This window comes from Chromohalobacter nigrandesensis (assembly GCF_023061285.1).
Lineage (GTDB): Bacteria > Pseudomonadota > Gammaproteobacteria > Pseudomonadales > Halomonadaceae > Chromohalobacter > Chromohalobacter nigrandesensis.
Window position 1 is genome coordinate 42,733 of record NZ_JAKGAM010000002.1, and the last position, 20,337, is coordinate 63,069.

Genomic DNA, 20,337 nt, shown 5'->3' on the forward strand with positions numbered 1-20,337 from the left:
CCTCCGGTCAACGGTCAACGTTGCCGAAGGTCTCTCCCGCTTGGCATGAGTGCCGAGCCGCTGTCACCGGGGCGTTGCGCCCGTGCTGACGATGACAGCGCGAAGGTACGGGCCTGGCGACCCGCTTCGGGAATACTCCCCTTCCGCTGCGGCGCATTGTGGGACGAGGCTTACCGCAACGCAACGTTTATCGCTGCGGCGTGCTTTGAAGCCTCATTCACCCCCGATACGGCAGCATAGTCGATATCCCATGAATACGACTTCACTCCGCCGGAAGACGCTCGGTGCGCGCCGACTCGGCCACCTTGAAGCGACCCACCATGTGGGTCATCTCCTCGGCTTCTTCATCCAGCGACTTGCTCGCGGCGGCGGCCTGCTCGACCAGTGCAGCGTTGCGCTGGGTAACTTCCTCGAGTTGCGAAATGGCCTGATTGACCTGCTCGATACCCGATGACTGCTCATGGGAGACACTGGCAATTTCGGTGACGAACTGCGCCATTTGCTGCACGCCCTCGGCAATGGTGGTCATTCGGTCGCTCGACTCGCCGACCAGGCGTTCGCCTTGATCGATATTGGCCACATTGGTCGCCACGAGTTCACGGATCTGACTGGCTTCATCGGCACAGCGTTGCGCCAGCTTGCGCACCTCCTCGGCGACGACCGCGAAGCCGCGTCCGTGCTCACCGGCGCGCGCCGCTTCCACCGAAGCATTGAGCGCAAGCAAGTTGGTCTGAAAGGCGATCTGGTCGATGGCCTCGACGATGGTGGTAACTTGCTGGTTGGATGTCTTGATCGAGGTCATCGCCTCGCGCGTATTACCGGCCACATCACCAGCTTCGCGCGCCTCGCCCTCGAGCCGTTGCGTCAGCTCACGTGCCTGCTCAGCAGAATCTGCGGTCTGCTTCACGGTGGAAGTGATCTGCTCCATGCTCGAGGCCGTCTCGACGATGGACGACGACTGCTCCTCGGTACGCTGGGCGAGGTCTTCATTGCCTTGCGCGATCTCGCCGCTCGATGAGTTGATGGTTTCAGCGCTGCGCTTGATATTGACCACCACGCGTTCGATATCGTCGGTGGAAGCATTATAAGCCCGATTGAGCTGCGCCAACTCGTCGCTACCCCGCACATCCAGACGTCGGGTAAGATCGCCCTGGCTCTCGTCGATGGTACGCAGCGTTCGCTTGAGCGGCACCACAATGCTCCGCGTGACGATTACCGCCAAGGCAATGGCGATACCCAAGGCCAGCAGCGCGCCAACTACATAGCCCCAGAAGGCCTGTCGCGCGTCTTCCCGAAGACGGTCGGCAACTGCTATCAAATCGTCGGATCCCATGCGCACGACCTCGTTGAGCAGATTGATGCGCTCGCTCTGCTTGTCGAACCAGGTCGTCGGTGAGGTATCGAAACCACCCTCGACACCGCGTTGTACGGCGATCTCGCGCATCGCCATCGCCTCTTTTACCACGGGGCGTTCCCGACGCGTTTCCAGGGCATCGATCAGCGTCGGGGTCGCCAGCGAGTGGAAGGTCTCATCGAAGGCGCTTTCCTCGCCCAGCAGGTTCAGATAGCGACGATACAGCGGCGGACTGAACGTGTCGGCGGCGAAGGCATTTGATAGCAAAGCACGCTCGATGCCGGTCCGTTCCTTGACTTCCTGAAGGGCGTAGTAGGCTCCCAAGCGCTGTACCAGCTCGCCCTGCGTAGTGGTATCCGCCAGTGCTGCGACGCCGCCCAGGAGCAGGTCATTGATGGTGGTATAGTAGCCAATGGCTGAGGCAGTTTCAGCGCTGAGGTCATCGACACCACGGCGCTGCTCCGCCAACGCCTGCAACTGCTGGTGCGCCTCGCCGAAGAGCGCTTCGAGCCTTTGCCCAAGCGTTTCAGCATCCACCTTCGCGAAGGCCTCGTCGAATGCCGCCAGGCGCTCATCGGTGGCACGACGCTGTTCCTGAATCGCCTCGCCGAAGGATTCCCCTTTGCTTCCCAGATACCCCGCACTCATGCCACGTTCGCGTTGCAACTGATGCACCAGCGCTCCCGCGCGGCTGGCCAATTCGGTCAAGGTTTCCAACCGCTCCATGCTACTCATGGTCCGCTCCCGCTCGAGAACGCCCATCATGGCGAACCAAACGAGCACCAAGAGTGGCACGACGAGTGTCAACGTAAACTTCTGTCCCAAGGACAGGCGATGCAACAGTTTCATGGCAACCTCTTATTTTATAATATCGGAGATACTATGGCCCTCTATTTTCGTCTATCGCCTTGGCCTCGCTTTTCTTTATATCTATAAGAGAAGAAACGACGCCACAGCGAGCCTCCGTACAAACATTAAAAAACCGCCGGCTAATACCGGCGGATCTTCTTCATGGCACATTGCCGTGATGCGTCAGCTCATGCGGGAGGCGTTCGGCGTATTCGCCTAGTCTCAGCCGAGGATAAAGATCACACAGGCGGCGGTAAGCGCCCCCATGGTCACGTTGAACACTCTCCAGGCGCGCGGTCCCTTGAGCCAGTGACCAATGGCCGTGCCAAATCCTGCCCATAGCGCGATGCAAGGAAAAGCCACGAGCTCGGCCATGCCCGCCAGCACGAACGCATTGATCAAGGCATTGCCATCCTCGGGCAAAAAGCTCGCCATTAGCGTCAAGCCCATGACCCAGGCCTTGGGATTGGCGAATTGGAAGGCGGCGGCTTGCCAGAAGCTAAGCGGTCGCCCTTCGCTCGCATCGAAGGAGGGCGGCGGTGCCGTGGCAATCCCCCAGGCGAGGTACAACAAATAGAGGCTGCCGATCACCCGCAGCGACGTCTGTACCAATGGAAAGCGCTCGAAGATCATTCCCAAGCCTAGCGCCACACCCGAGAACAACAAGAAGCACCCGCCCAGGATGCCTAACAGATGCGGCAAGGTACGTCGGAAGCCGTAATTGGCCCCGGATGCGGTGAGCATGACGTTGTTGGGGCCTGGCGTGATGGTCATGGAAATCATGAACAGTGCGGCGGGCCCTAGAGCGGCCAAGGTCTCCATCTTGATTGTACCTCTACAATTTTAAATTCCTGGTTTCAATTTACCGACTATATTGAGCATAATGAGTACAATAAAGGCGTCAAAGGTTTTATTGTCACCATGACAATTTGGACACCCGAGCTGCCTGAAGGCGGCCCACGCTACCGGCGTATCGCCGAGGCCATCGCCCAAGGAATTGAGCGTGGCGAACTCGCCCCTGGCGATAAGCTACCGCCCCAGCGCCGATTGGCCGATAGACTAGGCGTCACCATCGGCACCATTACCCGCGCCTACGCCACGGCGCATCATCAAGGGTGGGTAGAGTCCCGAGTTGGCAGCGGTACCTATGTGCGTCGCTCGATCGAGGAAATCCCTACCAGCTTTCGCGCCGGCCAGCCCCTCGACCGGGGCATGATCGACATGGGCATGAGTCTACCGCCACCCCATCCGTCAAGAGCCCAAGGCCTGCAACGTGCGCTCGAGCACATCACCGCCTCGCCCGGCGCCCTCCAGGCCGCCACGGAGTATCAGCCCGAGGCCGGCGACAAGACTCAGCGGGCGCGAATCGCCGCCTGGCAAGGTAGCCTCGGCTTCCCCGACGATCCAAGTCGGCTGGTGATTACGCAGGGTGGCCAGCACGGCATCCAGCTCGCACTGCAAGTGCTCTCTCAGCCAGGCGACCTGGTCGCGAGCGACACCCTCACCTACCCCGGGTTCATCTGCGCCGCTCAACAGGCCCATCTACGCCTGACGGCAGTGCCAATGGACGCCAACGGCCTGGACGTCGATGCCCTGGCCAGGCTGTGCGCTCGACAGCCACCGCGAGTGCTCTACACCACGCCGGACCTCAACAATCCGACAGGCGCCCAGCTCGATGAGACACGCCGCAAGCAATTGGTGGCCTTAGCCCGCGAGCACGACATCTGGCTGATCGAAGACGCCGTGCAGTATCTGCCCGTGGCCAATCGTGGCACACCACTCGTCACGCTGGCACCGGAGCGCACCTTGCACATCTTCAGCACCTCCAAGGTACTGACCGGCGGGCTACGCGTCGGCAGTCTTACAGCGCCAGAACGCCTCGTGGAACGCCTGGGAACGGCGATCCGCGCCCAGAGCTGGATGGCGCCACCTCTGATGGTAGAGACGGCCTGCCGATGGATGGAGGACCCTGGCAGTCGAGAACTACTGCACTGGCAGATCGGTGAGCTTGCCGCCCGCCGCAAATTGGCTCTGGAACGCCTGGCTGCCTATCAACCGCTAAGCCACGAGGGCTCGTCGATCCTCTGGTTGCCACTCCCTGCAGGGCGGCGTAGCAGCGAGTTGCAGATCCTGCTGGCACGACGCGGCGTCAAGGTCTCTACCCCTGAGCCATTCTGCATGGGCAGCGAGCCAGCGCCCCAAGCCCTACGGCTGTGTCTAGGGCCGCCCGTCGACCGAGAATCACTAACGCAGGCATTGACGATCATCGACGAAGCCCTCGCAGAGGTCCCGGCCTCGCCCTGGCAGACCCTTTGAGCTCATGTTTCAAGTGCCGGACAACGGTGCGGTACTCATGCATGATATTCGTGATACTCACCCCCCCAGCAAGTCGCTCCTCCCTGCAAAATGAAAAAGCCGCCGGTTGCTACCGGCGGCTTTTCATCAGGGCACATTGCCGTAATGCGTCAGCTCGTGCGGGAGCCATCAGGCAAAGCGGCGGGCTCGCTCGCGCCTTGGCCACGCTCGCGCAGGGTGAAGGCCCCCACCGTCTCGGCGAGACGTTCCGACTGACCCTTGAGCTCGGCGGCGGCGGTGGCGCTTTCCTCGACCATGGCGGCATTTTGCTGCGTCATGTTATCAAGATCGGTCACCGCCACGTTGACCTGGCTGATGCCATCGCGCTGCTCGCTGGTCGCGGCGCTGATTTCGTTGAGCACGTCCGTGACGCGTGCCACGCCCTCGACGATCTCGTTCATCGCGGTGCCCGCGCCGCGTGCCAGTTCGGCGCCGCTGTGGGTCTTGCTCGAGGCGTTGTCGATCAGCGACTTGATCTCGCGGGCCGCCTCGGCACTGCGCGTGGCGAGCTGGCGCACCTCGCTGGCAACGACCGCGAAGCCACGCCCTTCCTCGCCGGCACGTGCCGCCTCCACGGAGGCATTCAAGGCCAGCAGGTTCGTCTGGAAGGCGATGCCATCCATGGTGGTGACGATCTCGGCGACTTGCTGCGTGGCGGTCTCGATCTCGTCCATGGTCTTGACCACGTCCCCGACGACCTCGCCACCGCGTGTCGCCGACTGACTGGCCGAGTCGGCCAGACCGCTAGCCTGACTCGCCGAGTCCGCAGTATGCGAGACAGTACCGGTCAGCTCCTCCATCGAGGCCGAGGTTTCCTGCAGGCTGGAAGCGGTGGTATCCGTGCGACTGGCGAGATCCTGGCTCGCCGAGGCAATCTCCGAGGACGCCACGCGGACCGAGTCACTGCTGTCGCGCACCTCCAGCAGCACATCGTTCATCTTGTCGGCGAAGGCATTGAACTGCGTCGCCAGCTCGGCGATCTCGTTACGCCCACGTACCGGCAGGCGCTGGGTCAGATCACCGCCGCCGGAGGCGATATCGCGCATGCTCCCGGCCAGTTGGCGCAAAGGCCGCGCCAGGCTGCCGCCCAGCAACCAGCTCACCACCAGGCCCAGCGCCGTGATCACTGCTCCCACCGCCATCATGCCCATCATATCGGCCTGGCGCTGATCCTCGAGATCGCCGTGAAGATTATTGGCTCCGGCCATGACCACATCGGCCGGTAAACGAATCGTCAGCACCCAGGACGCTGGTGAGTCGCCGATGGTGAAGGGATAATAGATCTCGAAGCGCTCGGCCGCCTCGTCGAAACGGTAGGTCGTTTCGCCGTTCGCGGCTGCGGACAGCGGCTGGTGCATCGACTCGTCGAGAGCGTCAGAGGCTCCCTGACCCAACGCATCAGACGCCTGGGTAGCTGCAGCCAGCACACCGCGAGAGGCCACCAGCGCCATGTCCCCTGCGCCGTCGTAGAGTCCCTGGTTGGCCTCGGTAAGCAGGCCTTGCAGAAAATCCACGTCGAAGTCCACACCGGCCACGCCGCGGAATTCACCGTCGATCTGGATCGGTACGTTGAAGGAAGTGACCAGCTTGCGTTCGCCGCCGTAGTCGTAATAGTGAGGATCGATGACGCAAGTCCGGCCGGTTTCCTTCGGACACAGGTAGTACTCACCCTTGCGAATGTCCTGCTCATCGGGCGTCTGCATCTCCTGGCGGTCGTTCAGTGCCAGTGTCAGCACCTCGATGCCATCCTCGGCGCGATACCACCACGGCATGAAACGGCCATTGGGGCCATAGCCTGCGTCTTCACGGCCCGTGTAATCGCTGTCATCGCCGAATGCGTTGGGCTCCCAACCGATGAAGGCATCCAACAAGTCGGGATTTTCCGCCACCGTGTTTCGGACGACATTCGACAGCTCCTCGCGGGGCAGCGAGACGCCATCATCCTCGCCCATCAGTTCATTGAGCGAGGCCAGGTTACGCGCCTGGCCCAGTGCCTGGGTCAGGCGGGTCCTGATCCGCTCGGCCTGGGTCGAGGCCACGGTATCCAGACGCTGTTCGATATTCTGCTCGAGCAACTCACGGGTCTCTTGGTCGACGAACTCCGCCGACCGGGAGTTGGCGAAGGCCACATAGCCGACCAAGGCCACCACCAGCACCACGATGCAGGCCCCGACGAGCGTCGCGACCAGGGTGCGAATCGACTTGAAATGCATGCTCACACCTCCCGCCATGACGGCTCGATGGAAGAACATGCAGGCGGCGGCGACGTCGATACGGCACCGCCCGCTACGTGGTAGCTGGGCAAACAAGACAACATGGAAGCGACCTCATGGGGGGACAGGATTCGAACGGCAATGGGCATGGAAGCAATGCCCATTGCCATGCGTATCGGCATGTCAGGTGCAACCTTTAGGGTTGGTATGGAGAGTGGTCGCTCTCGGATATGCAGCCAAAAAGAGAGGGCTTACGGCACAGCAGAAAAGATTGTAGAAGCGGAGAGCCTTTAAGCGGTCAGCAGCATCTTGATGGCCTTTTCCGAAGCGGCACGCGAGAACACCTCATACGCCTTTTCGATCTCGTCCAGCGCGAAACGATGGGTGATCAGACTTTCGGCATCGATGCCGCCGGCTTCATCACCCGATGCTCTCATGACCCAAGATACGTCCCGGCATCACCGCCGGCACATCGCCCTTTAGAATGTGCAGACCGGTCCCGCAAATAGTGGTATGCGTCACCCGCACGACGGCATCCGTGGGCTGCTCGATCCCCGGTCGCTCCTTCTTCTTTCAGGCCCGCTGACCCACTCCCTCATAGACAAGTGCTTTCATGTCCCCTTCCCCGGGTAACGCCCACCGCGACTCGGCAGGCACTTTGACTGAGTATAGAAAGGGCCGGGGAAAAGAGGTTGATTGGGGTCATGTTTTCCTTTTTTGCCTTTTCTGGCTATTGATCATCGTTTTACAGAAAAATCAAATATAGAGTTTCGGAACATCGACAACCTTGAATGCCGTCGATGGCGGCACATCCATAATGTCTTTGTTTTTCATGATTACCACCTCATGGTTAGCTTCTCTTCAAGAGCCGCTGACAGCGAGACCTTAGGCAATGGATAGCTGCAAAACAGCCAAACAATACTCAAGTCATCTCACCCTCTTCGGCTCGACCTCTCGGCGATGAATAGCGCTAGTTTCACCTTTACCGGCGCCAACATCGCCGTAATTTTGAAGATCAGCTTGTCAGTTCACCGACTTTGCCAATTTTATCTAATGGCGTTTCTTGCCAAGCACCCGTTTCAATCCGCGGGAGTCAAGCCCATGGCCTTGCCGAGATTGATGCCAAACTGCAAGGCCACCACGAGCCCGTCATCGTTGAGATGGCGTGCTGAAGGGTTATAGAAGTTACTAGGGTTGATGACATACTGCACCGAAGGCTCAAGGAATATATAACCGGGCAACCCAAGGTGGTAATTCGTCTCGATACGATACACGTTGCTGGATCCGGTATCGGCCGACCCTCCATTTGCCATGCGTGCGTCGCGCTGCGCCTCGAGCTGACGCCCCCCCAAGCGGGCGTAGCTCACCTTGATATTGGCCATGTCGGCAGGCCTATCAAAGGGATTCAAGTAGGTTAGCCCCGTTTCGACAAAACCCTGGTAGGGCTGGTTGTCACCAGGCGCCGCCTCGACCGATCCAAACCAAAGAAGAGATTCTGGATCCTTGATGCCTCGTATTCCTCCATCCGGGCGCCATAGCGCCTGACGAAACTTGAACATGACGCCGGCGGTGCCACTCTCGTCACGTTCGCCGGTACGTGGATCGTACTGGTCACTGGTGTTGTAGAACCCGATGAGCTCATATCGGCCCGGGTAGGCTTTTTCCGAGAACGTCGTCTCGTGCCCGATCGCGGCCAGGATACTTTCCCCCGCGGAATCCGATGGATTCCAGTCGAAGCCATGTCCCTCATCCAGATACTGCCCAGGGTCGGATTCAAAGACACCCAGCTTCAGACTCTTATGGTTACCTATCTGGAGCTGCCCGAAGGCGCCCCACGACGCGTACGGTGGCGGAAGCGATCCCGTTGCGTTGTCCCAGATGGGATCGTTGCAGGCCACGACACTTGAGCAATTGTTCTCGAAGAAATAGCGCCTGGCGTTGGTACGCCCCACCACGGCCTTCAGCCGGCCATCGAAATAGTCTTGCTCATAAGAAAATTGAGACAGGTAACCGCTGGAAATATCGTTGCGTGCCGGCGATCCTCCAAAATAACTGCCCGCCGCACCGGCATACGCAGGGCCCGTAGGCTGCCCTACATTCTGGTTACCAGGAAAGAACGTATACTCTAGATGAAAGGCGGCATCGGGAATGCTGAGAATCCTTTCCAAATCCAGGTCGGCGCCGGCAAATATATTGTTGGTAACAGCATGACTCCCCTCCCTCGGTCCCGTCGAAGGATTACCGACCCACAGCGACCAGAGCGATAAATGAGGGGTGATGCCGGCAGCCTCCAGCTCTCTTCCCAGCTCGCTGAAAAGGGGCTCCCCTTGGGTTAGGTGTGAAGCGTTTCGATTATCATCGAGTCGCTCCGATAGTTCTGACTTCTCTGCCCAGGCGTTGAACGAGATAGCCATGATGACTGCTGGCAACAAGCCTAACTTGGCAAGCTTCAACATTCTGAGCCCAGGATGCTTTTGACTAGAAAGGCCACCTTGCCTTTCGACATATCGGCGTGACAAGATTGAATTATTCATTATTATCCTTGGATTTATCGGCATGCATTTATAAATTTTATGTTGCTTTCGACACTCGGCTTTTTAACTCAATTTAGAGATGTCGAGGCTAACGCCGCTTGCGACCGCTTGGCCAAAACCGCGGGTGCGGTCTCCTGAAGCCCCAGTGCCAGAATGCCTGCAAGGACACAGATCCCGCTCATCAACCACAGCGGTGCGGCCTCGCCAGCAATATCAGCTGCAGCACCGGCCAAAGTGGGGAAAATGCCGCCGCCCAGAACCTCGCCAATACCACACACGAAGCCGAGCGCGGTGGCGATGTAGCGTGAATCGACTGTCTCGGACGGGACAATGGCCATGAACAGCGGGAATATGCCGTTCAAGGACCAACCGAAGAAAAACAGGATGGCCAGGATGAAGGCATGACCTTGGAAGTACATTGCGCCCAGGGTCAGAATCAGCCCCATGAAGGGCGTAATGATCATGACCGGCTTGCGGCCCACCTTGTCGGAGATACCGCTGACCACGAAGCTTCCGACGGCAGCCGAGATGCCCAGAGTCCCCATCAGCCAGCCCATGGCCTGTGGAGAGTAGCCCCGCACACTGGTCAGGTAGATCGGCATGAAGGACCAGCAGACCACCAGATAGCCGACCAGCAGGATCGCCATCAGTGAACAGATGACCATGTTTCGGTGCGCAAGCATCTCGCGAATGCTCGGTCGCCGTGAGGCGGGCTTGTCACCCACGGCGGACGGCACCGGAGAGACGCCAGGTTCACGCATCAGCCACCAGAGGAGTCCTGCGGCAAGCAGCCCCGGCATACCGGCAAGGAAGAAGGCTTCTCGCCAACCAAAGGCCGAGGCGACGGCGACCAGTACCACCGGGGCCGCGAAAGAGCCCAGCAGATTCGACCCGAAGTTCTGCATCACACCCATGGCCACGCCCCGGCGTTCGGGCGTCACTTCCATGGCCGTCACTGTCTGCGATATCGGCAGGATGGGACCCTCGGCGACCCCCATGAGCAGTCGCGCGCCGAGCAGCAGCAGAAAGGAGGTGGCGAGCCCCGTCAGAAAAGAGCAGAGAGAGAAAGTGATGGTAGCCAGAATGAGAAAAATCTTTCTTCGCCCGCTGCGATCGGACATGGCACCAAATATCAGGCCCGATATGGCCCAGGTAATCGACAGCGCAGAGGCCGTGAGGCCTATCTGGGTATTCGTCAACCCGAGTTCGGGTTGGACGAAAGGCATCAGGAAGTTCAGCGCATTCCTGTCGAAAAAGACGATACCGAAGTTCAAGCTCAGCAGTGCTACCAGGATGACCTGATAGCGTGAGCTGGCGCGCGTGTTAGGCATGACATTAGCATTGTTTTTGTTCATGGCTGATGAGTACCTTGCATTGGCGAGTGCGGTTTTTGAGGGACTCGAATACCGTCGGCACGTTTTTCAGCGGCACCGTCTCGGTAATCAAGTGGCGAGGTTCAATAGCACCGGCATCGAGCACATCCAGAGCACTTTCGTACTCGCGCCGAGAAAAGAAGGCAGCCGTTTGAAGGCGTACCTCTTTCGATAAGGCGGCAAAGGGGACGAAGCTATCGGGCTTGGTACACAGGCCGAGGAGCAGAATCGTGCCATGAGGCCTGACCTGATCGATGGCCTGTGCGATGAGACCTGGAACACCGGCACACTCGAAAACGATGTCCGCTTTCCCACCGAGCTCACGCTCCGCGCTTCCCACGGGATCGTCTGGCATGCAGACGAAACCGGTTGCCCCCATGTCGTGGGCCCGCTGCTCCTGATACCGGGCGATGTCCTGGACGACGACCTGTTTCGCCCCGAAGCGACGCGCCCAGAAGGCGGCCGCCAGGCCAATGGGGCCGGCGCCTAGAACCAGCACGCGATCGCCAGGTTGCAGGCCGGAAAGCCGAACCCCGTGAAGCGCCACGGCCAGGGGCTCGACGATGGCGCCGTCATCCGTATTCACGCCATCGGGCAGCGCAATGCACTGGCGTGCCGCGGTTGCCGCATACTCCCCATAGCCCCCGCCTTCGAGCACCATCTGCCGACACCAGGCCGGGTCTCCCGAAAGACAGGCGAGGCAGCGCCCGCAGCTTCGAAACGGCATGACGGAGACCTGCTGCCCCGTTCGCAAATTGTCGACCGCTGTACCGCAGGCGACGATCTCTCCGGCATACTCGTGACCCAGCACAGCACCGGGGCAGAGACCGAACACGGCGTCTTCGGTCATGTGGAGGTCCGAGCCGCAGATTCCGCAGCGCTTCACCTGGATGACGACCTCGTCGTCGCCCGGCGTGGGGTCCGGGAGCTCACGGATTTCCAAAGGCCGATGTAACTCATGAAAGACGGCAGCACGCATCAGGCGATCCTCCCGAGAGAAGTTCCACCATCGATAACTAGCTGTGCCCCCGTCATATACGAGGACGCCTCCGAGGCCAGATAAAGCGCGAGCGCCTTGATCTGCTCGGGGTCCGCTATTCGCCCGAGGGGCACCTTGGCGTCCCAGCTTCGCCGTACGGCTTCATCTTTGAGCCAGCCCCCACCGATATTGGTGGCAAACCCGCCCGGCGCGATGGTATTGACACGTATCCCGAACTCAGCGAGCTCCAGGGCCAACTGGCGGACCATGTGGGAGACACCGGCCTTGGCCGGCATGTAGGGGAGCCCCACCACGGGCTCGGTAATGTTGGCGGCATTCGACGAGGTGACGACGATGGAGCCGCGACGACGAGGTTTCATGTACTTCGCCGCCACGCGTACGGTGTTGAAGGTACCGGTCAGGTTGATGGCGATCGTCCGGTCCCAGCGTGCGGGGTCCAGCGTGTCGACCTGTCCCTCTTCGTTGCGCCACCCGGCCGGATTCCAGAAACCCGCGCCAGGGTCGATCCCCGCATTGGCGAAGACGATATCCAGATCGTCGAAGCGGCGAACATGTTCCTCGAATGCCAGGTGCGTTTGGTCTCTGTCGGCCACATCGAGCGCCTGGGCGTATACCTCGAACCCCCGCTCTCTCAACCGACCTGCTTCACGCTCCGCAGTTTCGGTATCGATATCCGCGAGCGTGACCCTGGCGCCGTTTTCCGCCAACACTTCGACATACGCGAGACCCAGACCCGACGCACCACCTGTCACCAATGCCGAGCGCCCCTCGACACTGAACTGTTCAAAAAAGCGCATGGCATCCCTCACAGAAACAGTTGGTCGTTGATGGGAATGCCGTTTTCTTCGCAGTAGGTCACGTAATGGTTGATGAACCAGAAGACATCCAGCGTCTCTGCCCACTCTCCATTTTCGTCGTAGAATTCATTGGCCCCCTGCATCCAGAAAAGCGCTTTCATGCCATTGGGTTCATCGGTCACCAGGGTGTGGGCCTGGCCGGGCATTTCAGTGATAAATTCACCGGGCCCGCAGGTCCAGTCGTACTCCAGATAGCGAAAACTCCCCTCCATGCCGACGGCCCACACCATGCCACGGTGCTTGTGCGTGCCGATGACGCCCGGTCCCTTTATCCACAAAATATTGCAGTAAACATTGTTCCTGACATCGAAAGCGAGATGGCGTATAGCTGCGTTTTCGCCAAAAGGAACCCACGGACTTTCCGCTTCCGAGAGCCCGACGTAACTCCCCTCTCGCCCGAATCGATCCTGCATTGCCTTCATCGGCTCCGGTACTTCGACGACTTTATAAGCCGAGCTTGCGGGTGCATTCGACATGGTCTTTCTCCTCTAAATACTGAGTCATACTGCTTTGCCATCAACTACCAGCAAGCGGTATGCCATCGACAAAGAGGAATAGACCTTTGTATAAGAAATGGGCATAACTCCCCATTGAGCCAGCAAAATATCACCCGCCCTAAAGACCAATGGATAACGGCAAAGTAAAGAGCGACCTTCTAAGTTTTATAAAATTCATTATTTTCACAAAAAATTTTGAAAACCGAGGCCGGACCGAATTAATTTATGCGACTTAGGTAGGGTAAATATATGCCCAGAAAACTGCGCCTTTCGGAGATAGCGGCGCAAGCTCAGCGAGCTGATTCCATCGAAGATGCGCTGCATGCCGGAGATCCGCCGACGCTACACGACTTGACGGAGAGCCTGCGTTTTACGCCCAACGACGGGCGGATCTGGTTCGATACCCGCCGCATGCTGCTGTTCGGCGCCAACTCTTTTAGCGCCTTGCGTCGAGAGCTGATCGAGGCCCTGGGACCCACCGGCGCACGCGACCTGCTGATGCGCGTCGGCTTCTCGGCCGGCGCCTCGGATGCCGCCTTCGTGCGAAAACATTGGCCGGGTAGCGACGATGCCGGGGTCTTGACCGCGGGTGAGCGCCTACATGCCGTGATGGGAATGGTGAAGGTCGAGACGATACGCCGCGATCACGACATCCCGAACGGCACCTTCGACGCGGAGTTTCTCTGGCATGACTCCATCGAAGCCGCCGAGCACATCAAGGCGTACGGTCTTTCCCCGGAGCCTATCTGCTGGATGCAGCTCGGCTACGCCAGTGGCTATGCCAGCGCCTTCTATGGCAAGCGCGTGATCTACCGTGAACTCGAGTGCGCCGGCTGTGGCTCTTCGCATTGCCGTATCGTGGGTGAAACGACCGATGAGCGCATGGAAGACATCGAGGATCTCAGTTGGCTGCAGCTCGATCGGCATACGTTGCCAAAAAACGAAACACCAGTTCGCACCGCTCGCAGAAAGACCGAGGCGTCGTCTACCTCCGGGGACACTTCCCTCGGAGTCGATTTCCAGAGAATCGTGGGTGTGTCTGCCGCTGTCAGCATCGCCTTGCAGAAGATCGAACGCGTCGCCCCCACGCCAGCCACCGTGCTGCTCAATGGCGAGTCAGGCGTGGGCAAGGACCTCTTCGCCAACGCCCTCCACCGCAACAGCCTGCTGGCCGAAGGCCCCTTCGTCGCCCTCAACTGCGCGGCAATCCCCGAGACACTGATAGAGGCCGAGCTGTTCGGCGTGGAAAAAGGCGCCTTTACCGGCGCAGAGCGCAGCCGCCCGGGGCGCTTCGAACGCGCCGACGGCGGCACCCTCTTTCTCGATGAAATTCCGTCACTGAGCCTGGAGGCCCAGGGCAAGCTGCTGCGCACGCTGCAGGATGGTGAGATCGAGCGGGTCGGCGGGGGCCAGTCGATCCGGGTCGACGTGCGCATCGTCGCTGCCTCGAACAAGGATCTCTTCCAGGAGGTTCAGGCCGGCCGGTTCAGAGAGGACCTCTACTACCGCCTGAACGTCTTCCCCATCCGGCTTCCACCACTCAGGGAGCGGCGCGATGATATCCCGCTGCTGGTCGAGCATTTTTCACGCCAATACGCCGAGCGCTACCGAAAATCCATTACCGGGCTTACCCGGAAGGCCTCCGACGCCTTGTTGGAATATGACTATCCCGGCAACATCCGCGAACTCCAGAACCTGATGGAACGGGGTGTCATCAATGCCGTCGATGGCGGGCCGATCGATATCCTCCATCTCTTCGAGGACACCGGATTCTCCTCAAATCCTGGGCCCAAGCTACGAATCAACGACGCAGGAGACCTCGAGACGGCCGCCGGCCCCACCGACTCCGCTGAAGTCAGCAGACCTGACACGACGATCAATCCCGCTACCGAGCGAGAAGCGGAAATGCTCAAAAGAATACTCAGCGACACCGAAGGCAACGTCTCCCTCGCCGCCCGCGAACTGGGCATCACGCGGGCCAAGATGGCCTATCGGCTGCAAAAGCTGGAGCTGGATCCCAGTCGGTATCGCTATCCCAACAAGTAGTGAGTGGCATCGAATATGCACTACTGGAGAGCGCTGAATCGAATCCGGCCTCGCGTTGCCCAAGAGAGTAGTCGTCGGCGCCACGCACATGCCGTTAGACAGGAAGCATCACGCCAAAATCGAATGTGGTCAAAGTTTGGACATTGGCCGTAACCGATGTTTCAGTTAGCCCAGCACCAGCGGTGTTAAAATGAATCATTATCACACCCTCTTCAAGAAGTTAGCTTTTTCGGATAGATAGAGCATAACCATGCTAATGAACACCAGAGCACCAGCAGACACCCAGGCGAATGATGGATCACCAGTCTGCACCGTCAGGAGGGATACAATGGCTGGAGTAAAAATAATCCCAATATTAACCCCGGCCGAATGAAGCCCTAGATTTCGGGACTTCTTTCCTTTACCAGATGACTTGCTAATGTAGTCTAGCAAGCTAGGGAAAACAATAAGTTCTCCGAGCGTCCAAATTACAGTGGCAAGAATCAACATGGGACCTATCTGGGCAATGCCCATGATTATGAACCCCATTGCTCCCAGAAGATAACCAATAAGAATAGAGACATAGCTGGTCATGTGTTTCATATAGTTATTGATTGGCAACTCGAACAATGTGACTAGCAGGGCATTGGTTATGTACACACCACTAACCCAGTACGCTTCTAATCCTAGGCCATTGACCATGTATACGCTCAGCACCGTTGGGGGGAGTGCATAGGCCAGGTGAATGGGCAGTGATAGAATGAAAGAACTCCAAAAATAGACCGACCGGTTGGTACTTTCCTGATGACCCTGCTCGGGCTTTAAGTCCCTTCTAGTTGAGCGACCCGATGAAACGAGCTGACGCTGCATAATCGAGAAGTAGATCAGAGTCATAAGAACCACTACACTATTAACGTAGAACACGAGATCACTCTGAAAAGCGAAAATCAGTCCTCCTAATGCCGGACCTATGGCCATTCCGATATTAATGGCCAAGCGGTTGCAGGAAAAAGCAACCTTCCGATTTTCTTCTGCAGAATACTCAATCGTCATAGAAAAAGCCGAGGGGGTAAACATCTCGTAAGCCATCCCCCAAGCGAACGTCATCAGCACCAGTGAGTATTTACTTTCTAAATGGGGAATAAAAAGCAAAACTATGGCATAAATACACAAGCCGATCTTGATCGCTTGACTTGCACTCATTATTCTGAGAATTGGCGAAATAAGGAGATCGCTTACTAGCGCACCTATTCCGAAGGCCCCGACAACGACTCCCACTTGATAGGCAGGCAACTCTTCTTGCGCATATAGCCACGCTGATAGAAAAGGAAAAGCCATGGTGGACACCCTATAAATCAGGGTGGTCACGAAAAGCACTCGCAATTGTGGGTTCAGTGAGCGAACCAATTGGAAAGATTGTTTAAGCATGGAGAGTATAAATTTCGTCTTTTTTTGTCTCAATTGTTTCACAATCTTGGAATATTTGCTCATAGGTACTACCAGTCAGGAATACTCGCAACGGGCTGCTGAGGAGGTCCTCGGTAGGCTTGAGCGACTTCCCAATAGAATACTTGACGCTTAACGAGTAAACGCTATCGAGTTTTCTTATTTTATCAATCGCATGTTGATTAAATCCTTTAACCGTACCTTCGTGCAAGGTCGCGGTATTCAGTACCACTGCGGGCATTCTGAGCCGATATGACTGGCCACCATATTCCTCGACAAACCGGATAGGCGAAGCATAGGCCAGCGCGGTTAGATACGCTTGGTTGTGTCCTAAGCACTGATCATGATACTGGGGATGCATATTCCCGTTGAGCCGAGCACCGATTTCCACCAATGTAGGACCTGTATCTGTCATGATTATTTCAGCATGCGATGGCCCATGGGAAATGTTCAGACAATCAAGTACGGATCGGACATAGTCCGCAAGCTCTCCTGCGATTGGTTCTTCGTGGGAAACCAATATATCTTTGTCATAGATTCTCTTACCATTGGGAAGATCAATTTTCTGGTAACGCCAGATTCCACAGATGTAGTGATGGCCACAGCTAGAAACCGTATCCACAATATACTCTGTACCCGCTAGGTAACTCTGCACTAGCACTTCAGTGTTCGAGTGTTCAAAAATATCCCTTGAGGAAAGGATATATTCGAATGCGTGATTGAGCTCGCTCACTTGGCTGCAGATAAAAACGCCGTCCGTTGAAGCTGAACTCAGAGGTTTGACCACATAGGCCTTATCACCAAGCTCACCCACCCATTTCCTGGCTTCTGCCACACTAGTCGTCTTCAGTTGCTGAGCGGTGCGAACGCCAAACATTCGCAATCGCTCAATCATGAGATATTTGTTACGCCGGGCCGGACTGAGATGGACCCCATTAGTCATCAGCCCCATCGCCTCCGAAAGTGCGTCAGCTAGATTAACTCCAGATTCCTGTCCGGCCAGAACTGCCAAAGGTTTGAAATGACGAAGTTCCTCGCAGGTGCTAGCGATACTCCTGTGCACAATATTGGCTTCGAAGTTTTCGAGGTCAGGGGCCAACATTGTCGGTAGCAATTCAGGGGTCGACTGCACATGCACGACCGTTGCATTGATGTCATGGAATGCATGTGGAAGATAGTTGCCGGTGGAGTAGGCATCAACGAGAACGAAGACAGGCTTGTCCATAGTTTTGTCCTTAATACTTGTAACGGATTTTTTCCGGATTATGAAAATCAGCAAGCGCCAGTATTACATTTCATGAGCTATCGTAGGCCCTAATCCCAAGACTCAACCATGGCATACGGGGCGGGCGATAGCACCTGTCCCTTAGGACAGGTAACGGCTTGAGGAATGTGTGTTAACTATATTCCTCCAATGCTAGGAGAGGAAGCCGTGACTAATGACATAGAAACCTATAAGGGCTATAAGGCTTCGTTACCGCTCCCTCTCATAAAAGACATGTTTGCACTTCGCAAAGCCTCATTTATTGATAGACGGAACTGGGATATAGATAGCTATTCAGGCGGGGAGTATGAACTCGACAGCTACGATGATGAAGATTCTTTTTATATTTTGCTAGCTCAGGATAGAAAATGTACCGCTACAGTCCGATTAAGACCAAGCCACTGTCGAAATTTCACGCGTGAACAATTCGGCTTTCATTTGCCCCTGAACGGTATCGCTGATATGAATATTTGGGAGGCGAGCCGTTTTTGCATCAATTTCAATATGCAAACCCACCGTGACAGGAAAGGATTAGATATACGAACAGTCTCTGTTTTCCATGCGATGGTCGAGCATGGCCTCACATATGGAATCGACAGTTATGAAATTGTAATTGATAAAGCAATGTATAGAATACTGTGTAGGTCCGACTGGCATCCGATATTACTTAACGAGGGAACTGGAAGTCAAAGCGAAGCCACCTTCTATTGTTTTTTGCCCTGTAACGTCGAGCAGTTGAAGAAACTGAGACATATTATAAAAACAATTTAAAAAATTAACTAATGCCCCCTAACTCACTTGTGGGATGAATCTACGTTCACCCCAGTATTCCAAGCCTTACGGCACGGGCCACAACCTGTTTAATATTGACACAGTCAAGCTTTTCCATGCTATTTTTGACATGAAACTTTACGGTTCTTTCTTTAATTAACATTATCATACCAGTTTCTTCATAAGTTTTTCCACTTGCAATCCAAGCAAGACACTTCTTCTCTTGAGATGAGAGAACGTTTAGCAGATGGCAGCTCTTCTCTGCCTGTAGATATTGATGCGCATAGGCTGTCACAAGTTTGAGCACTGGAAGATTGCGGCTTATTTTACCCGGAAATTCAGCATCATCGCCATTAGCTGCAAGATTTATCGTGCTAAATGCAAGACCTGCATCGTGCATGGGTATAGTGAAACCTTGCTCGATACCATACTTGGCACTTTCTTCATATACAACCCTGTTGTGAGTGACTTTTTCAACCGGGATTTCATCCCAAAAAAACTCTTCTGAAGTTCTACTGGAATACCTCATAACAGGATCAATGTGATGATAACCTTCTTTCTTGTACTTCCTTATCCATTGCTGATCATAATTACCAACAACCGTAATATTTTTAGCCTCTGTAATTTCAAATGGCACATATACATATGCATATTTCTCAATCCCAACACGCTCCATTACTTCACCCAGAAAACAGATATACTGATCTTTTGTTCTTTTATTTATGAGTTCCTCTAATAGAGCTTGCGTAATATCGGTTGTCATTGTAGAGCCTCGATATTGAAATATCGCTAAGCTTTGAGTTCAACGCTTATGAAATTTGACGCGCAATCTACCATGACATTAGCACACCCAACATTTAAAGTCCATTATATATAACTCTATACTTTGCTCCGTTTCCCACCAGGCATGCCCAGCGTGGGCCATGGCCTGCAACAGGTGTGTGACGGCTTGATCCTGGCGACCAGCCGTCTTGATGATCAGTAGCCCTCGCGCTTGCGCGATCAGGGTGTGCCGCACTCGCTGGTGTTGCGAACCAACGGGATCAGCCCCCTTGGCCGCAAATTCTGAGTGCAACACCTGACCAAACCGGCAAGGTGTTGACCCCATGTCATATTCTGAACTTGGCATTGAAGAACGTGCCACTATCCAGGTCAGCCTCGCACAAGGCTTGAGCATCAGGAAGGTCGCGGCTCTGCTCGAACGATCCCCAGCGACGATCAGTCGAGAGATACGGCGCAACCAGATTCCGGATATGGTGAGCATTCACCCCGTCCTCCAGAGGTGGAGAAACATGAGTTTCCTGGCCACTGGTAGGGCAACCTGATCAAGGGCAAGAACAATGCATCGGCTGTCGGCACCCTCATCGAACTCAAAAGCGGTTACCTGATTCTGGCGAAGATGAACGATGCGACGGCCACCTCTGCTGTAGAAGGCTTCAGCGCCGCGCTGAATCGTATGCCGCTGGCTGTACGGAAGAGTCTGACGTATGACCAGGGACGTGAGATGACGCAGCATGCCAAGGTCACCCAGAATACGGGGGTCGCCATCTACTTCTGTGACCCGCACAGCCCATGGCAGAGGGGCGCCAAGCGGCTGGCCGCCCCCTCAATATCAATGGCCTCATACGTCAATACTTGCCCAAAGGGACGGATCTATCGGTCTATAGCCAGCAAGAATTGGATGAGATCGCGCTTGAGCTGAACATTCGCCCGCGAAAGCGCTTCGACTTCAAGTGCCCCGAGGTGATGGGCGAGGAGATGGCGAAGTACCATGAGGCTCCATCATCGACACATTAACG

The 20,337-nt window shown here is 56.4% G+C and carries 16 protein-coding genes and 1 pseudogene; 4 read left to right on the top strand and 13 right to left on the bottom strand.

Annotated elements, in window-relative coordinates; translation table 11 throughout:
* Positions 1 to 262: 262 nt before the first annotated feature.
* Positions 263 to 2,203, bottom strand: coding sequence for a methyl-accepting chemotaxis protein (locus L1073_RS03785; protein WP_246897000.1), 1,941 nt, complete (start codon positions 2,201 to 2,203; stop codon positions 263 to 265).
* A gap of 222 nt (positions 2,204 to 2,425) precedes the next feature.
* Positions 2,426 to 3,025, bottom strand: coding sequence for a LysE family translocator (locus tag L1073_RS03790; protein ID WP_246897001.1), 600 nt, complete (start codon positions 3,023 to 3,025; stop codon positions 2,426 to 2,428).
* 99 nt (positions 3,026 to 3,124) lie between these two features.
* On the opposite strand from L1073_RS03790, the gene L1073_RS03795 reads away from it, so the two are divergent.
* Positions 3,125 to 4,519, top strand: coding sequence for an aminotransferase-like domain-containing protein (locus L1073_RS03795; protein ID WP_246897002.1), 1,395 nt, complete (start codon positions 3,125 to 3,127; stop codon positions 4,517 to 4,519).
* Positions 4,520 to 4,668: 149 nt separating this feature from the next.
* Here the strand turns inward: L1073_RS03795 and L1073_RS03800 are convergent, their stop codons facing one another.
* From L1073_RS03800 to L1073_RS03835, 8 genes are all read right to left on the bottom strand, one after another.
* Positions 4,669 to 6,771 carry a methyl-accepting chemotaxis protein gene (locus L1073_RS03800; RefSeq protein WP_246897003.1) on the bottom strand — a complete coding sequence of 701 codons (2,103 nt, stop codon included), beginning with the start codon at positions 6,769 to 6,771 and terminating at the stop codon, positions 4,669 to 4,671.
* Between the two features lie 290 nt (positions 6,772 to 7,061).
* The gene (locus L1073_RS03805; RefSeq protein ID WP_246897004.1) at positions 7,062 to 7,208 is read right to left on the bottom strand and encodes a hypothetical protein; all 147 of its coding nucleotides are present in this window, start codon (positions 7,206 to 7,208) and stop codon (positions 7,062 to 7,064) included.
* Positions 7,192 to 7,299, bottom strand: coding sequence for an alcohol dehydrogenase catalytic domain-containing protein (locus tag L1073_RS17295; protein WP_343322455.1), 108 nt, complete (start codon positions 7,297 to 7,299; stop codon positions 7,192 to 7,194). The genes L1073_RS03805 and L1073_RS17295 overlap by 17 nt, the downstream gene beginning before the upstream one ends.
* Positions 7,300 to 7,850: 551 nt before the next feature.
* The gene (locus L1073_RS03815; RefSeq protein WP_246897005.1) at positions 7,851 to 9,305 is read right to left on the bottom strand and encodes a carbohydrate porin; all 1,455 of its coding nucleotides are present in this window, start codon (positions 9,303 to 9,305) and stop codon (positions 7,851 to 7,853) included.
* A 68-nt stretch (positions 9,306 to 9,373) separates the two neighbouring features.
* A complete protein-coding gene (locus L1073_RS03820; RefSeq protein ID WP_246897006.1) occupies positions 9,374 to 10,660 on the bottom strand; it encodes an MFS transporter in 1,287 nt (428 codons plus the stop codon).
* The gene (locus tag L1073_RS03825) at positions 10,641 to 11,657 is read right to left on the bottom strand and encodes an alcohol dehydrogenase catalytic domain-containing protein (protein WP_246897007.1); all 1,017 of its coding nucleotides are present in this window, start codon (positions 11,655 to 11,657) and stop codon (positions 10,641 to 10,643) included. Before L1073_RS03825 ends, L1073_RS03820 begins: the two co-directional genes overlap by 20 nt.
* Positions 11,657 to 12,475, bottom strand: a complete 819-nt coding sequence (locus L1073_RS03830; RefSeq protein ID WP_246897008.1) for an SDR family NAD(P)-dependent oxidoreductase — start codon at positions 12,473 to 12,475, stop codon at positions 11,657 to 11,659. The genes L1073_RS03825 and L1073_RS03830 overlap by 1 nt, the downstream gene beginning before the upstream one ends.
* An 8-nt stretch (positions 12,476 to 12,483) precedes the next feature.
* Complete coding sequence (locus L1073_RS03835; RefSeq protein ID WP_246897009.1) at positions 12,484 to 13,011, bottom strand: 2,4'-dihydroxyacetophenone dioxygenase family protein; 528 nt, start codon at positions 13,009 to 13,011, stop codon at positions 12,484 to 12,486.
* Positions 13,012 to 13,281: 270 nt separating this feature from the next.
* On the opposite strand from L1073_RS03835, the gene L1073_RS03840 reads away from it, so the two are divergent.
* Positions 13,282 to 15,078 (top strand): sigma-54-dependent Fis family transcriptional regulator, encoded by a 1,797-nt coding sequence (locus tag L1073_RS03840; RefSeq protein WP_246897010.1) that lies wholly within the window; start codon positions 13,282 to 13,284, stop codon positions 15,076 to 15,078.
* Positions 15,079 to 15,279: 201 nt separating this feature from the next.
* On the opposite strand, the gene L1073_RS03845 is transcribed toward L1073_RS03840, so the two are convergent.
* Positions 15,280 to 16,548, bottom strand: a complete 1,269-nt coding sequence (locus L1073_RS03845) for an MFS transporter (RefSeq protein ID WP_246897011.1) — start codon at positions 16,546 to 16,548, stop codon at positions 15,280 to 15,282.
* Positions 16,478 to 17,728, bottom strand: coding sequence for an ATP-grasp domain-containing protein (locus tag L1073_RS03850; RefSeq protein ID WP_246897012.1), 1,251 nt, complete (start codon positions 17,726 to 17,728; stop codon positions 16,478 to 16,480). The genes L1073_RS03845 and L1073_RS03850 overlap by 71 nt, the downstream gene beginning before the upstream one ends.
* Positions 17,729 to 17,935: 207 nt before the next feature.
* Between L1073_RS03850 and L1073_RS03855 the strand changes: the two genes are divergently transcribed.
* The gene (locus L1073_RS03855; protein WP_246897013.1) at positions 17,936 to 18,538 is read left to right on the top strand and encodes an acyl-homoserine-lactone synthase; all 603 of its coding nucleotides are present in this window, start codon (positions 17,936 to 17,938) and stop codon (positions 18,536 to 18,538) included.
* Between the two features lie 46 nt (positions 18,539 to 18,584).
* On the opposite strand, the gene L1073_RS03860 is transcribed toward L1073_RS03855, so the two are convergent.
* On the bottom strand, positions 18,585 to 19,301 hold the full coding sequence (locus L1073_RS03860) for a LuxR family transcriptional regulator (RefSeq protein WP_246897014.1): 717 nt from the start codon (positions 19,299 to 19,301) through the stop codon (positions 18,585 to 18,587).
* Between the two features lie 343 nt (positions 19,302 to 19,644).
* On the opposite strand from L1073_RS03860, the pseudogene L1073_RS03865 reads away from it, so the two are divergent.
* A pseudogene (locus L1073_RS03865) lies at positions 19,645 to 20,335 on the top strand (IS30 family transposase).
* Positions 20,336 to 20,337 lie beyond the last annotated feature (2 nt).